The sequence below is a fragment of the Mesorhizobium silamurunense genome, from assembly GCF_014843905.1.
GTDB classification, from domain to species: Bacteria; Pseudomonadota; Alphaproteobacteria; order Rhizobiales; family Rhizobiaceae; genus Mesorhizobium; species Mesorhizobium silamurunense.
This window is the reverse complement of the sequence record NZ_LPVS01000039.1, coordinates 16,971-29,740: the sequence shown is the minus strand read 5'-3', so window position 1 is coordinate 29,740 and position 12,770 is coordinate 16,971. Positions and strand designations below refer to the sequence as shown.

At 61.4% G+C, this 12,770-nt stretch carries 14 protein-coding genes and 1 pseudogene; 9 read left to right on the top strand and 6 right to left on the bottom strand.

From position 1 onward, the window contains the following. Positions 1-60: 60 nt before the first annotated feature. The 6 genes from AU465_RS11500 to AU465_RS11475 all read right to left on the bottom strand — a co-directional run bounded on the left by AU465_RS11500 (position 61) and on the right by AU465_RS11475 (position 6,306). The gene (locus AU465_RS11500) at positions 61-858 is read right to left on the bottom strand and encodes an iron-sulfur cluster assembly protein (RefSeq protein ID WP_192246975.1); all 798 of its coding nucleotides are present in this window, start codon (positions 856-858) and stop codon (positions 61-63) included. A 5-nt stretch (positions 859-863) separates the two neighbouring features. Then, positions 864-1,886 (bottom strand): amidohydrolase family protein, encoded by a 1,023-nt coding sequence (locus tag AU465_RS11495; protein WP_192246973.1) that lies wholly within the window; start codon positions 1,884-1,886, stop codon positions 864-866. A 91-nt stretch (positions 1,887-1,977) separates the two neighbouring features. Then, positions 1,978-2,346 (bottom strand): MmoB/DmpM family protein, encoded by a 369-nt coding sequence (locus AU465_RS11490; protein WP_192246971.1) that lies wholly within the window; start codon positions 2,344-2,346, stop codon positions 1,978-1,980. A 17-nt stretch (positions 2,347-2,363) separates the two neighbouring features. Continuing rightward, entirely contained in the window at positions 2,364-3,422 is a 1,059-nt protein-coding gene (locus AU465_RS11485; RefSeq protein ID WP_192246969.1) for an aromatic/alkene monooxygenase hydroxylase subunit beta, read from the bottom strand. Between the two features lie 52 nt (positions 3,423-3,474). Continuing rightward, positions 3,475-4,533, bottom strand: a complete 1,059-nt coding sequence (locus AU465_RS11480; protein ID WP_192246967.1) for an NADH:ubiquinone reductase (Na(+)-transporting) subunit F — start codon at positions 4,531-4,533, stop codon at positions 3,475-3,477. 99 nt (positions 4,534-4,632) lie between these two features. Next, complete coding sequence (locus tag AU465_RS11475; RefSeq protein ID WP_210325069.1) at positions 4,633-6,306, bottom strand: aromatic/alkene/methane monooxygenase hydroxylase/oxygenase subunit alpha; 1,674 nt, start codon at positions 6,304-6,306, stop codon at positions 4,633-4,635. A 552-nt stretch (positions 6,307-6,858) separates the two neighbouring features. Between AU465_RS11475 and AU465_RS11470 the strand changes: the two genes are divergently transcribed. The 9 genes and pseudogenes from AU465_RS11470 (at position 6,859) to nuoK (ending at position 12,770) form a co-directional block, all read left to right on the top strand. After that, a complete protein-coding gene (locus AU465_RS11470) occupies positions 6,859-7,368 on the top strand; it encodes a hypothetical protein (protein ID WP_192246962.1) in 510 nt (169 codons plus the stop codon). After that, positions 7,346-7,654 (top strand): MotA/TolQ/ExbB proton channel family protein, encoded by a 309-nt coding sequence (locus tag AU465_RS11465; protein WP_192246960.1) that lies wholly within the window; start codon positions 7,346-7,348, stop codon positions 7,652-7,654. The genes AU465_RS11470 and AU465_RS11465 overlap by 23 nt, the downstream gene beginning before the upstream one ends. A 14-nt stretch (positions 7,655-7,668) precedes the next feature. After that, positions 7,669-8,799: a WD40 repeat domain-containing protein gene (locus AU465_RS11460; protein WP_376774847.1), complete on the top strand. Its 1,131-nt coding sequence runs from the start codon at positions 7,669-7,671 to the stop codon at positions 8,797-8,799. Between the two features lie 29 nt (positions 8,800-8,828). After that, positions 8,829-9,002, top strand: a complete 174-nt coding sequence (locus AU465_RS11455) for a hypothetical protein (protein WP_192246956.1) — start codon at positions 8,829-8,831, stop codon at positions 9,000-9,002. Continuing rightward, a pseudogene (locus tag AU465_RS11450) lies at positions 8,992-9,365 on the top strand (GyrI-like domain-containing protein); the annotation flags it as partial. The gene AU465_RS11455 and the pseudogene AU465_RS11450, both read left to right, overlap by 11 nt. Before the next feature lie 3 nt (positions 9,366-9,368). Continuing rightward, positions 9,369-9,695 carry a hypothetical protein gene (locus tag AU465_RS37775; RefSeq protein ID WP_376774846.1) on the top strand — a complete coding sequence of 109 codons (327 nt, stop codon included), beginning with the start codon at positions 9,369-9,371 and terminating at the stop codon, positions 9,693-9,695. A gap of 90 nt (positions 9,696-9,785) precedes the next feature. Next, positions 9,786-11,708, top strand: a complete 1,923-nt coding sequence (locus AU465_RS11440) for an adenylate/guanylate cyclase domain-containing protein (RefSeq protein ID WP_192246954.1) — start codon at positions 9,786-9,788, stop codon at positions 11,706-11,708. 259 nt (positions 11,709-11,967) lie between these two features. Next, complete coding sequence (locus AU465_RS11435; RefSeq protein ID WP_192246952.1) at positions 11,968-12,468, top strand: NADH-quinone oxidoreductase subunit J; 501 nt, start codon at positions 11,968-11,970, stop codon at positions 12,466-12,468. Further along, positions 12,468-12,770 carry an NADH-quinone oxidoreductase subunit NuoK gene (gene nuoK / locus AU465_RS11430; protein ID WP_192246950.1) on the top strand — a complete coding sequence of 101 codons (303 nt, stop codon included), beginning with the start codon at positions 12,468-12,470 and terminating at the stop codon, positions 12,768-12,770. Before AU465_RS11435 ends, nuoK begins: the two co-directional genes overlap by 1 nt.

The window sequence follows — 12,770 nt, the reverse complement described above, 5'->3', positions numbered from 1 at the left end:
CTTACGGGCGGCTTGTTGGTTGGGGGCCTCGTGCGAGGGAGGCCGTTGCTTTCGACGCTGCTAGACGGCCGGCGCGTTTCGCGCCGGCACGCGGTCCATGATGAAGTCGACCAGCGTCGGTTCGCCGTCGACCACACACAGTTCCTTGTATCTTGTCTGCTTCAGCCCACGGCACAGCGCGCCGTTGAACTCCATGTTGGCGCGCACGCCGCGCAGCTCGGCGAGATGGGCACTGAGCGCGGCAGGCGGGATTTGCCGTCCCTCCCAGGTCACGAAGACGGGATCGCCTGCGCGGCGGTCGGGAAACCGCTCGAGCAGAGCCGCGCGGTATCGCGGCTTCTGTGCGGCCGCCTCGCCCGGCTCGAACCTGGCGGCATCATAGGCCGCCAGGTCCATGCCGAGGATTTCGCGATCCGTGAGGCCGTGCTCCCGCAGGCCGCGCAAGACCGCCTCCTGACGTCGCTTGAAGGCCTTCATGCTGAAGGTTTCGCGTAAGGCGGCGATATCCTTGTCCCCGGCAAGCTCGGCGAAGATGTCGCCGAACGTCCTGCCCGCCTCGATGCCGCGATTGACCTCTTCGGCGAACATGTGGTCGTGCAGTTTCACGCGGTAGGCGGGCGCCCAGGAGAGCCGGTCGAGCCCCTTGCGGACACCGTCGAGCATGAGGAAGGCAAAGTTGGGTGAGCACCAGTAGGTCGGCAGGCGGAAGTCGACCTCCACGCTGCCATCGCCCATCACCTCGGCCCGCTCGACGAAGCCCATCTCTGTGATCGCTTCGTCGAGTTCCGGGTCGTTGACCTCACCAAGGCGCCGCCAGAGCTCCTTCTCGCGGCTGCCGGAAACGCTGGCGGTGGCCATGGCCCCTACTCCGCCGCGATGCTGAAGGGCGAGCTTGCGAGCGCCTTCTTCTTGGCATCGATGTCGATGTTGTAGAGGCGCGCGGCATTCAGGCCGAGGATCTTCTCCTTGATCTCGTCGGTCAGCTGCACACCGCGTTCTGCAGCGATGTCCTGCGGGATCTGGTAGGCCCAGAATTTCTCGACGAGCCAGCGCGGCGTCCAGATCGCGTAGTCGGAACCGAACAGGAGCTTCTCCGGCCCGAGCCAGAACAGCAGTTCGGCGATGACTTCGCCGAAATAGCGCGGGCGCAAGTGAATGAAGGGAAGCGCCACCGCCAGGCCGCCATAGACATTGGTCTCCTGCGTCGCGATCCAGCAGAAATCGTCGAGGCGCGGCAAGCCGCAATGCTCGATGATCCAGTTGAGGCCTTGGAAATCCGTCGCCGCGTGGTCGACATCGTGAACGTCGAACGCGTCCTTGCTGAGCGGGATGATCGTCGGGCCCTTGTGGACATGGATGTTCCTGATGCCGAGCTTTTCGCAGAGTTCGAAGCACTTGTAGGCATCGGGATCGGTGAGCTTCCAGCCCTTGGAGGCGCCGTTCCACTCGGCCGTATACATCTTCACGCCCTTGACGTCGTAGGTCTCCTTCATGAAGTGGATGTATTCCAGCGCCTTCTCGCCATCGCGCGGATCGAAGGACCCGTTGACGATGAACCGCTCAGGGTAGCGTTTGGCGACCTCGGCGTTGCGCTCGATCGTGTTGAAGCCGTCCTTGTAGAAGTCCTTCAGGTAGGTGGACTGGACGATCGCGACATCGTCCGGGCCGTCGATGAACAGGTCGCGATAAAGATCGTCGGCGCTGTATTTCTCGAACTTGCCCTTCGGCCACAGCTGCTCCTTCGGGCTCAGGTTCGTGTGATAGGCATAGAAGCAGTCGATGAACTGCTTGCCGTGGATGTTCCTCTGGTTCTCCGGGCTGCCGTCCCAGAAATGGGTGTGGCCATCGACCACGAAGATATCCTTGCCGTCGGGTGTCCTGTACATTCTTGCCTCCGCAATCGTCGTGTTGGTGGGGCGTCGTATTGAGGGTGCCGGCGCGCCGCTTCCGGGCGGCGTGCCGGGTCCTTGAGCTTGCTCAGATGTATTCGAAGACCTCGTCCATGTTCCCGAACAGGATCACGGTGTTGTCGTCGATGCGCACCATGCGGCCGTAGTGGGTGGAGGTGTTGACCTCGAAGATCTCGGCGGTCATCTCGCGGCCGAGATATTCGCTGATCTCGTCCATCTTGAAGATCAGCTTGCCGTCGCCGTCGATGCGGATCATGGCCGGCTGGTAGGTGACGATGACCCCCGGCTTCTTGCCCATGAACTCGGCGATGGCGCGCGCCTCGACCGAGTCGTTCATGGTGACGCCGCACTGGTGTGAAATCGTCTGCTCGAAAGTGATGTCCTTCATCGACTTGAAGATGTTGGATTGCGAGGCGTCGCGTGCTGCTACTGACATGATGTCTTCTCCCTTGTTCAGCGCTTGAGGCCGAGTTCGCCGAGGATCTGGCCAATCCGTTCCTCGGACTGGGCGCGAACGTCGGTGAACGAAATCGGCTTGGAATGCGGCATCGACCAGATCGGCTGCAGGCCGATGGCTGCCTTGTCGGCAAGCGCGCGGTGCTTCCTCACCCAGCCCTGGAAGAGCTTCCTGTTGGCCGCTCCGTGCTTCTCGTCGTTGGCGAGCAGGTAGATCAGGTCGATGGTGTTGGCGAGGTTGCGCTCGTAGTCGGCTTCGGCCGCCGAAATCACCGGCGGCGTGATGAAGTCGTGGTTGGCCGCCGCCGCCTGCATCAGGAAGCCGGAGCGGAACAGTTCGCCAACCAGCGGCTCGAAGACGATGTTGATGGCGAAGTACTGTTCCAGATAGTCGGCCGTGCCCATGATCGTCTCGATCGCCTCGCGGGTGCCCTGCCACACGCCGTCCTCGAGCCAATGCTTTTTGCCGAGCTCGTCGTCCCAACCGGTGATGTCCATGCCGATCTCGGCGAGATAGAGGGTAATGTCCTGGGCCAGCCGGAGCTTGTAGGAGGAATTGGTCAGCGTGGCATTGTTGATCATCTGCGTGTAGCCGTAGCGCTGCGCCTGCATGAGCGAAGTGCCCAGGCCGAACTCGGCATGCTTCCATGCTCCGAGATGCGCCTGCAGCAGCTTCGACCAGACCTTGTCGAAGGTCTTCGGCGCGCCGGCGCGGCGGGCATTGGCGATGACGCTCTGCACCATCGTCTCGATCTTCGACTGGCGCTGGTAGTGGGTGCGCTCCCATTCCTGATCGGGAGCCCGGAAGGCATGCCAGTTCGAGCTCTTGGCAGCCGTGTTGTCCTTGACGTAGGCGCCCTTGCCGTTCGAGAAAGAGATGATCCAGTCCTGGATCAGGTAGCGTTCGGGGTCGGGCTGCACGTCAACCGTGACATCCTCGTAGTGGGTGGCGCGCTGGCCTTTCGGCTCGAAGTACCGATATTTGCGGCTGTCCGAATCGGCGAAGATCGCGGCTCCCGCGGCTCCCGATCCGACTGAACTCGACGTTGCTACCATTGTCTTCACTCCCTTGTTGCAGTTGGTTTGGTGTCGCTGGCTCCGGCCCGTCTCAATGGGCAGGGGTGGCGCTGGACGACGTGGTGAACCGGTCGAAGAAGATGCGTTCGGTCTCGAACCCGTTCATGAACAGAACCGGCTGCAGCGCATCGATCATGGGCGGCGGACCGCAGGCGTAGACGTCGCCCTGCCCGTCGACCGCCAATTGCTTGAGCTTGGCATCGACGCTCTGGTGAACGAAGCCGCGCTCGCCGTCCCACGCCTCGCCGTTGACGTGCGAAAGCACCGGGATGAAGTTCATCTCCGGGTGGCTGCCGGCGAGCTCGGCGATCCTGTCGAGGTAGAACAGGTCGCTGGGCGTCCGCGCGCCGTAGAAGAAATAGACGTCCCGCTTCTCGCCGCTCTTCAGGTGATCGTTGAGGATCGACCAGACCGGCGACATGCCGGAGCCGGCGCCGACCAGGATCAGGGGACCCTGCCGTTCTTCCCGCCGGAAGCAGGTTCCATAGGGTCCGACGACGGTGACCTCGGCTCCAACGCGGATGCCTCCGGAATCGAGCTCTCCGGAGAACTTTCCTTCGGGATATTTCTTGATGATGAAGGAAAGCTTTTGGGTTTGGTCCGGCGTATTTGCCATGGAGAACGAGCGCGTAATCGTCTCCCCTTTTTGCGTGGTGACCGTGATGTCGACATATTGCCCAGCCCAGAATTTTATCGGCGAGCCGAGTTCGATCTCGATGCCGCGGATGTCATGGGTCAGATGCTCGAATTTCGAGATCCGGCCGTTGAACGTCTTGACCGCGATCGATTTCGCCAGGACCTCCTCGTCGTAGTTGAGAAGCTCGATCTGCATGTCGGAATAGGCGATGGATCGGCACAACAGGATGTGTCCGCCGTCCTTCTCCATGTCGTTGAGGGCGAAGGTCGAGTATTTCAGCATGTCGACTTCGCCTTCGAGCAGCACGCACTTGCAGGCCGAGCATTGCCCTTCCTTGCAGCCATGCGGCAGCGCGATGCCCTGTCGGAATGCCGCGTTCAGGACCGTTTCGCCGTTTTCGACCTCGAACTCGACGCCGACCGGCTCCAGGCGCACTGTGTGAGCACCAGCCATCGATAACCTCCCAATTCCTCTCCGGCCCGTCCGCAGGACAGGAGATGCCTTCCTCTGGAATGTCGCGGGGGTCGGAACCCGGCCCCCGCGCTCGGATGGTCAGTTGAACGGCGTGATGGTGAAGCCGGCCCGATACTCGGCGAGATGCTTCTCCCGATCCGCCGCAGACATGCCGCGAAGCGCCTTGAGCGGCGAGCCGAGGATGTTGCCGCGCACGTCGTCGAGCGTCCACTGCTCGTCGGCGCCGAAGCGCAGGTGCGGCTGCGGGATCAGCGTCTTGCCGTCGGAGCGGACGAAGTTGAGATCCTTGATGGCATCGGCGAGGTCCCAGCCGTCATAGAGCGTCTCCCACTCGCGTTTGCCGCTGAAGCGGCCCATCGCGGGCGTCGGACGGCCCTGATACTCATCGGCAAAGGCCTCGACGGCGGTCCAACGGTCGAGTTCGTGGGCGAAGGTGTGCAATTGCCCGTCGATCTCGTCGACCACCATGTCCTCGCGGATGAGGCAAGGCACCAGGCAGGACCAGCAGCGGTGCGGATAGACGTAGCCAACGTCGCTGTTGAACAGCAGCACCTTCTCGCCCTTGTGGCTGAGCTTGGCGTACCACTTCCAGAAGTCGCCGAACTCGGCGTACCAACCCGGATATTTGTGTTCGAACCACTCGAAGTCCTTGTCGGTCTGGGCTTCGATGCGCCAGAAATTGACCGGCCAGCCGACCGCGAAGAACTGGCCGACCTTGTGGACATAGTTCTTCTTCGTGATGCGCTCCCAGGCAGCCTGGACATCGTCATGATGGATCTTGATGCCGTATTTCTCGAGCGGCAGCATGTAGGTGCGATAGTAGTCCTCGTAGATCCAGCGGTGCCACATCTCCGCGTAGGATTCCTTCGACTTGTCGCGATTGGTGGTGCCATACTCGATGAAGGTGCCGATCGCCGCATCGACGATGGCGTGGTTCTGCCAGAACGCGTAACGCATGTCGCGTTCGAGCAGCAGATGGTTCTCGGGCTCCTTCAGCGCCGCCATCAGCAGCGAATGGCCGTTGCCGATGTGCCGGCTCTCGTCGGACTGCACCGACAGGAAGACGGTCGGCAGCGCATAGTCGCCGTTGCGCGCCGCCTCGGAGGGCATTGCGACGAAGAGCGTGTTGGTGAACGCCGTCTCGGCGACGACCGTCAGGTACATGCAAGCGGCCGTCATCGTGTCGCCGGTGATGAAGCCTTCGCCGAACTGGCGGCCGATGGTGGTTGCGTAGCATTTGCCGAAGGCTTCTTCGGTGATGTCGAAGCCCGCCGGGTCGATGTAGTTCTCCATGTACCACTTCTTCAGATTCATCTGGATAGTGGAGTGGCGGAACTCATCGACCATCTGCATGGTGAAGCCGGTCCTGAGGTCCTCGCCCGGCGCCAGTCGCGCCACCATCGCCATCGAGCGGGCGGCGGAGATTTCCGGGAAGGGAATGATGGCGAGGAACAGCTTCATCCACTCCACCCAGCGCGGCTCCACATTGCGGAACATGTCGCCGCGAAGGGCGGCGTCGAGCGCGCCATAGACGCGGTTGTCCTTCTCCTCCTGCATCGGGAAATAGGAGCGCAGCACCTGCTTCATCGGATCGCGCGGCGCCTTCGCGATCTTGTAGTCGGTCGGAAACGTCATCGCTTCCTGGACGTAGGTCGGGTTCCAACCGAGGTCGGAAATCTTCTTCGTCGCCTCGCCTACGGAAATGCCGCGTTGCGAGGTGATCTTGTTGAGCGTCAAAGACGACATCGTCATAAGCCTCCACCAGGTTTGAGCCGCGGATCCCTTGATCCGGGCGTGAGACGGCAATCAACGCCGCCAGTGAGAGTGCGAACGGCACGACAAAGGGTTGCGCGTTCAGGCGCGACTTAGCGTCGGGCTGTTCGAGTGGATCGCGGCAAAGGTTCCGAGGTGTCGGCAGGGCTCCAGCGCCAACCGCTTTTGCGATGGGCGTACCGAAGCGGACCTGACCTGTCTCCTCCGTTCCTTCGTTCTTTTGGCACCGCGCCGAAACGCGATGGGCCTCTTATGGAAATGAACGAAGCAAGCGTCGTGCCAGTTCTGAAAAATGAGCCATACCGGCCGCTCGAAACCAATCGCAGTTCACTTGGGCGGGAAACGAATCCGCCAACTGTAACGTTATTTTACAGATGTAAATTACGCCTGTAATATTTATACTCTATTCGCAATTGCGAAATGCTTACTTAGCACACGCAGCATTTATAAAACAGATTTCATCTATTCAATTCTACCCTCTCTCTATTATTTTGAAGAGGCGACCCATGCGGCTCAGCATTGGAGAGAGCCATGCCTAACGAAAAGGACAGCCAAGGCCTGCCATCGCCGATATCCCGACTGCCAGACGACATCGCCGGCGATCTTGTCAGGCTGATGCCTCGCGATTTGGTCTTCGTCATGCGCTTCCTGGGCGAGAGCCAATTTCGCCTCCAGAGCCACTTTCAGGATTTCATCCGGGCCGAACTTGCTGCCGGCGGCGTCACCGCGGAAACCCATCCGATGATCCATCTGTTCATCGAGAACCACGCCATCCTGCTGCGCGACTTCGTGTTTTCCGGCGTTTCGCTGTCGCGCCAGTTCCGTGTCGAAGAGATAGAGCGCCTCACCGGCGACACGACATCGGTGATGCGCGTCGACATCTGGGATCAGCTCAAGAGCCACATCGAGACCGCCGAAAAGCAGTTCCGGTCGCAGGCCGGCACATTGCCCAGACTGCTGTCGACCTTCGAGAAGCCGCCCGGACCGACGCCCGGAGACGAAATGACAGGAGGACCCGATGAGCCAAATAGCCAGGCGTGACGCGCTGCTCGCGCGCCGCCTCGATCTTGTCGCCAACGTCTCCGCGCTCACCGCCGAGGCGCAGCGGCTCAACCAGAAGCTCGCCGGCGTCGAGATGGATGTGCTTCGCCTAGAGCTCGAGATCGGCAGGAACGGCACAAACCCGCAACTGGTGCGGGACTTGCATGAAGCCGAGGAGAGCGCGGCGACGCTCAGGCACGCATGCGCCGCGCACGAGGAACGCATCGCCGCCGCCGAAGGTGAGATCGACGACGTCGACCGCAGCCTGGCGGAGACCGGAAACTGACGAAGGGAGTGGCCATGAACCAGCACGCGATACAGAACCTCACCTTGTTCGACCTGCTGGCCAGAAGCTGGCGCCGCCCGTCGGCGATCGCCGATCTGCGCTTCAGCGCCGATGGCTCGTCTGTCGCCTTCACCGGCGTTGATGGCACGGTTGCCCTAGCCGCGGTCGCGGACCAGGAGCCGCCGGAATCGCGGATCAGGGTGAGCGGCGATCTCGGCCAGACGACGATTCGCCCAAGGGAAAGGCAGCCGGCGCCGCTGATAGCCACCGCCGCGCTCGGAGAGGGTGACGTCCCGATCGCAAACTACCTTGGGTCCGGTTTCCTCGTCGGAACGGCGGCCGGCGAAGTGGTGTACCTGACTTCGGACGGCAATGAGAGGGAGACGCTGGTCAAGATCGACGGACCGGCCGTCGCCATCGACCATAGCCCCCGGACAGCCATGACAGCCGTCAGCAACGGGCAGGATATCTTCCTGTCGCGCGGCGGAGGCGACGCGGTGAGACTGCGACAGGATGCAATACCATCCACCGATTCGCTTGCCTTTTCACCGGGCGGAAGGAGCCTTGCCTGCGGCGGGGACAACGGACTGTCGATCTGGCCGATAGACAACGACGCTGGCCCCCTATGTGAGATCTCCCTTTCAGCGCGCCCCGTATCGATCCGCTGGAGCGGCGACGGCACCTGGCTGGCCTGCGGGCTCGAAACCGGAGGCTTTGCTCTGGTCAGCATGACTGATGGCCGAGCTGAGATCGTCACGGGATTTCCAACGCCGGTCCGTACGGTGTGCTGGAGCGTGCCGGAGAACGCTCTGTTTGCATCGGGCGCCTTCCGGATCGCCGGTTGGTCGATGGCCGCGCCGCCACTTGAAGGAGAAACCTCTGGCGCGCTGGAGACTGGTCGCGCCGGGCTGGTTCCGGTCGAGACAGTGGCCGCGCATCCGCAGAAGAGACTGATTGCTGCCGGCTATGCCAACGGCCGGATCACCATCGCCCAGATCGGCGCGCGGGACGAACTCCTCGTCAGGCCATTGGGCAGCGCAGTGACCGCGCTTGCCTGGTCCGGCGACGGACGGCACCTCGCGGTGGGTGCCGTCGATGGCACCGCCGGAATCATCACCTTTCCCGCCCAGATGTTCAAACACTAGAGCCAGGCCGCATGACACAGGAGGAAAAGATGCAGACCGAACCCACCGCCGAGGACAAGAGCAAGGACGAATTCTTCGAACGGCTCGCCAATCTGTCGGAGGAAATGGTGGCCAACCACGGCAAGGATTTCAGCATGGGCGCACTGGTGCTCGCAGCCCGGTGGATCGCGGAGAATCGGGTTGGTCAATTGAAGACCAACTAGACCAACGAGGCAGTCAGCTCCTTGTGCCATGAGGCGATTCTGTGACCTTTGTATCGAGACGACCAACCGACCGAGGCGAACGGGGGAGAGATCGACCGGCGAGATCCCTGGCGGACGCTGCGCGGTTCTAAGCGTCGTCGGCAACACCGACAATCTGGAGCCCGCCGCGCTCTACCTCTATCGCGACTGGCTTCCGGCCAGCGGCAAGGAAGCACACAACTTCCCGATCTATTGCCAGCGGCTGAGCTCTCCCCGGAAGGTCCCCGAAGCATGAGGGCTGTTACGGAACGGTTTCTGCCGCCGAATGGCTTAAGGAAGTCGCTCGGTGTTTATCTGGCGGAGGCCGAGGCCTTGACCGGATAGCTTATGGACGTACTGAGGCACGACGATATCGATCATGCCGAACTCTATTCGCGAGAGGCATCGCAGGTTCGCCTGGCCGTCCAGGGGACGGATCGAGTCGTACGCCTCGTCACGCGCAAGCCGCTGCTTGGCGAACCTATTGGCGAACCTCGTGGCGAACCACCCTATAAAGCATTGATAAATAACGACAATGGTGGGCTCGGAGGATGTGCTCGAGTTGTTGATTTCATTGATTATTTCGTGGGCTTCAATCAGAAATCTTCCCGCATCATTTCGTATGGTTCTGCGACCTGCCGCGCAGTCGAATTTCGCTACGATATGCTTCCTTAACGCCAATTTCGGATTCCAGGCATCCGAACAAGGGCTCGCTCTCGCCGTTTCTTAGGCTAAGATTGTTCCAACTGGCGGGAGGTCCGTTCCTTGCGAGAAGAGCAACGCAGGCTTGCGGCGATCTTGGCTGCCGACGTGGCAGGTTACTCGCGGCTGATGGCGGCCGACGAGTCGGGAACGCTGGGACGGCTGCGGCGGCTCCGAGCTGAGGTGTTCGAGCCCAAAATCGCCCGGTTCCACGGACGCATCGTCGGCTCGGCCGGGGACAGCCTGCTTATCGAGTTTGGGAGCGCGGTTAACGCCGTGCAGTGTGCGATCGAGCTGCAGCGCGAGCTGGACGGCGAGAACGCCGGGCTCCCCGAAAACCGGCGTATGGCGTTCCGTATGGGCGTAAACCTCGGCGACGTGATCGTCGAAGACGACACGATATACGGAGACGGGGTGAACATCGCGGCACGGCTTGAAAAGCTCGCGGAGCCTGGCGGCGTTTGCATCGGGCGCGCCATTTACGATCAAGTAAAAGGCAAACTCGAATACGTCTATACGGATATCGGCGAGCAACGGGTTCACAACATTGCGGAGCCGGTACGCGCTTACCGTGTCATGTCCATTGAGCAATCCCTCCCCAGCTCGTCCGTGCCGTCGGCCAAGGATGCGCTTCCGTTCCGCAACCGACCATCGATCGCCGTGCTGCCTTTCACCAACATGAGCGGCGACCCAGAGCAGGAATACTTCTCTGACGGCATCACCGAGGACATCATTACGGACCTCAGCAAGGTCGGGGCGCTGGCAGTCACCGCGCGCAACACGACCTTTGCCCTCAAAGGCAAGTCGATGGACGTCAGCGAAGCGGCGCGGCAATTGCGCGTTTCGCATGTGCTGGAAGGCAGCGTACGCAAGGCGGGTAGTCGCGTTCGCATCACCGCGCAGCTGATCGACGGGATGAGTGGGCATCATGTGTGGGCCGAGCGCTACGACCGTGATCTCAACGACATATTTGCGCTCCAAGACGAGATCGCGCGGGCCATCGTCGATGCCCTGAAGATCCGGCTGATGCCGGCCGAGTATGCTGCCATCGGCAAGCGCACGACCGAGAACGTCGAAGCCTATCAATATTACCTCATGGGACGGCAGCATTTCTTGCGCCTGGGCCGTCGCAATCACCTTTCCGCCCGACGCCTCTACCAGCGGGCGCTCGAGATCGATCCCGAATACGCGCTGGCGCGGGCCGGGCTGGCGCTAGCTGAAGGCATGTTGCTGAGATCCGGAGATCCCAGCGCAAACCTTGTCACCTTGAGCGCCGAGGCGCAGCGCGCGCTGGCCTTGGACTCGACGCTGGCGGAAGCTCACGTGGCCCACGCGATGTCGCATTTCCAGAAGGAGCAAATCGAGCTCGCAGGCGCCGCCTGCCAGCGAGCAATCGCGCTCGATCCCGATCTCTACGAGGCGCACAGGACCTTGGGCGACGTGCTGCGCATGGAGCGCAAGTTTGCCGAGGCCGCGGCCGCCTATGAGAAGGCGGCGGAGGTTGATCGCAACAGCTATGGTGCGATGTGCATGCTCTGGGATTGCCGCAAGACGCTGGGCGACGAGGAGGAAGCCCACAGGCTTTCAGGGGAGTTGCTTACCCGCATCGAGAAAGCCATGCAGCTCTATCCGGACGATGGGGCAGCCTATGCCTATGGTTGTTACATCCTCCACAATCTCGGCCTGGACGAACGCGCCCTCCAGTGGGCCGAGCGCGCGATCACCATCGACCCGGAGGACTATAACAGCCACTACAATGTCGCGTGTTTCCTGGCGGCGATCGGCGCCGTCGAAAAGGCGATCGATACGCTGGAGCACTGCGTGCCGCAGCTTGGATTGCAGCAAGTGCACTGGATGGCGCAGGACGTGGATATGAATCCTCTGCGCGATCATCCGCGCTATCGGGCGCTGATCGAGCGCCTGGAGGTCAGTTTGGCGAAGGCAGAAGGCCAATCAGGAACCGAAGGACGGCCTTCCGGAGCTTAGAGCCATTTCCCGCTCGGGACTTTCCGTCCCGCCTGAAAGCCCCGCTTCAACCGAGCCTAACCTGTCACGGATCAGCAAGGCTTTTCCGAGAAGTGCGCCTCGCTCTCAAATATGAGTAGTGAGTTTAGCGCAGCACTAAACCACGATAATCTTGAGAAAAATCGGATATTAGGGCACAATTTGTGAACGGAAGTGGACAGCTATCTCAAGTCCGGCCCTGTCGCGCCGAGTGACAGTTCGCGTCGGAGGAGCGGCGTCGATGGATCAGGGGTTCTTTCTTCTGTTCGCTGCGGCGTCCGTGGTCGCGGCCCTGACCTTGGTCCTGGCGCGGAATCCTGTTCACAGCGCGTTGGCGCTGATGGCGTGTTTCCTGCAGGTATCGGCGATCTTCGTCTTGCTCGAGGCGCCGTTACTCGCGGTTATCCAGATTTTCGTCTATGTCGGCGCGATCATGGTCCTGTTCCTATTCGTGATCATGATGATTGATGTACGCGAAGCGGTGTTGCAGCGGTTCTTGCCGGGTAGCAACCTGCCTGTTCTGGTGCTGCTGGTCCTGCTTGGGGTCGAGATGCTTGTACTGGTGCTCAGGAGCGACCGCTTTTCGGTCGCGGAGCCCGTCGCAATGCGCACCGGCGGTGAGGTCAGGCAACTCAGCACGACGCTTTTCGCCGACTATCTCCTGCCGTTTGAAGTCGCCTCCGTCATCCTGCTGGCGGCCCTGATCGGCGCCATCGTGCTGGCGCGGAAGGAGCCGCGGTGATGGTGCCGCTCTGGTGGTATATCGTGCTCGGAGTGGTCCTGTTCGTGATCGGTGCGGCGGGCGTGCTGCTCAGACGCAATATCCTGGTCGTGCTGATGTCGCTGGAACTGCTGCTCAACTCGGTCAACATCAACTTCATAGCTTTTGGGCACTACTACGACGACTACCGCGGGCAGATTTTTGCAATCTTCGTCATAGCAATCACTGCGGCGGAAGTTGCCGTTGCCCTCGGCATCTTGGTCGCCCTGGCGAGGAACAAGTCCACCCTCAAGGTCGACGAAGTGACCATGATGAAAGGATAG

Excerpts from the sequence above, each read along its gene's own strand:
- AU465_RS11470 (WP_192246962.1), top strand. The coding sequence starts at position 6,859 with ATGCCTAACGAAAAGGACAGCCAAGGCCTGCCATCGCCGATATCCCGA.
- AU465_RS11480 (WP_192246967.1), bottom strand. The coding sequence starts at position 4,533 with ATGGCTGGTGCTCACACAGTGCGCCTGGAGCCGGTCGGCGTCGAGTTC.
- AU465_RS11475 (WP_210325069.1), bottom strand. The coding sequence starts at position 6,306 with ATGACGATGTCGTCTTTGACGCTCAACAAGATCACCTCGCAACGCGGC.
- AU465_RS11495 (WP_192246973.1), bottom strand. The coding sequence starts at position 1,886 with ATGTACAGGACACCCGACGGCAAGGATATCTTCGTGGTCGATGGCCAC.
- AU465_RS37775 (WP_376774846.1), top strand. The coding sequence starts at position 9,369 with ATGGACGTACTGAGGCACGACGATATCGATCATGCCGAACTCTATTCG.
- nuoK (WP_192246950.1), top strand. The coding sequence starts at position 12,468 with ATGGTGCCGCTCTGGTGGTATATCGTGCTCGGAGTGGTCCTGTTCGTG.
- AU465_RS11500 (WP_192246975.1), bottom strand. The coding sequence starts at position 858 with ATGGCCACCGCCAGCGTTTCCGGCAGCCGCGAGAAGGAGCTCTGGCGG.
- AU465_RS11455 (WP_192246956.1), top strand. The coding sequence starts at position 8,829 with ATGCAGACCGAACCCACCGCCGAGGACAAGAGCAAGGACGAATTCTTC.
- AU465_RS11460 (WP_376774847.1), top strand. The coding sequence starts at position 7,669 with ATGAACCAGCACGCGATACAGAACCTCACCTTGTTCGACCTGCTGGCC.
- AU465_RS11435 (WP_192246952.1), top strand. The coding sequence starts at position 11,968 with ATGGATCAGGGGTTCTTTCTTCTGTTCGCTGCGGCGTCCGTGGTCGCG.
- AU465_RS11485 (WP_192246969.1), bottom strand. The coding sequence starts at position 3,422 with ATGGTAGCAACGTCGAGTTCAGTCGGATCGGGAGCCGCGGGAGCCGCG.
- AU465_RS11490 (WP_192246971.1), bottom strand. The coding sequence starts at position 2,346 with ATGTCAGTAGCAGCACGCGACGCCTCGCAATCCAACATCTTCAAGTCG.
- AU465_RS11465 (WP_192246960.1), top strand. The coding sequence starts at position 7,346 with ATGAGCCAAATAGCCAGGCGTGACGCGCTGCTCGCGCGCCGCCTCGAT.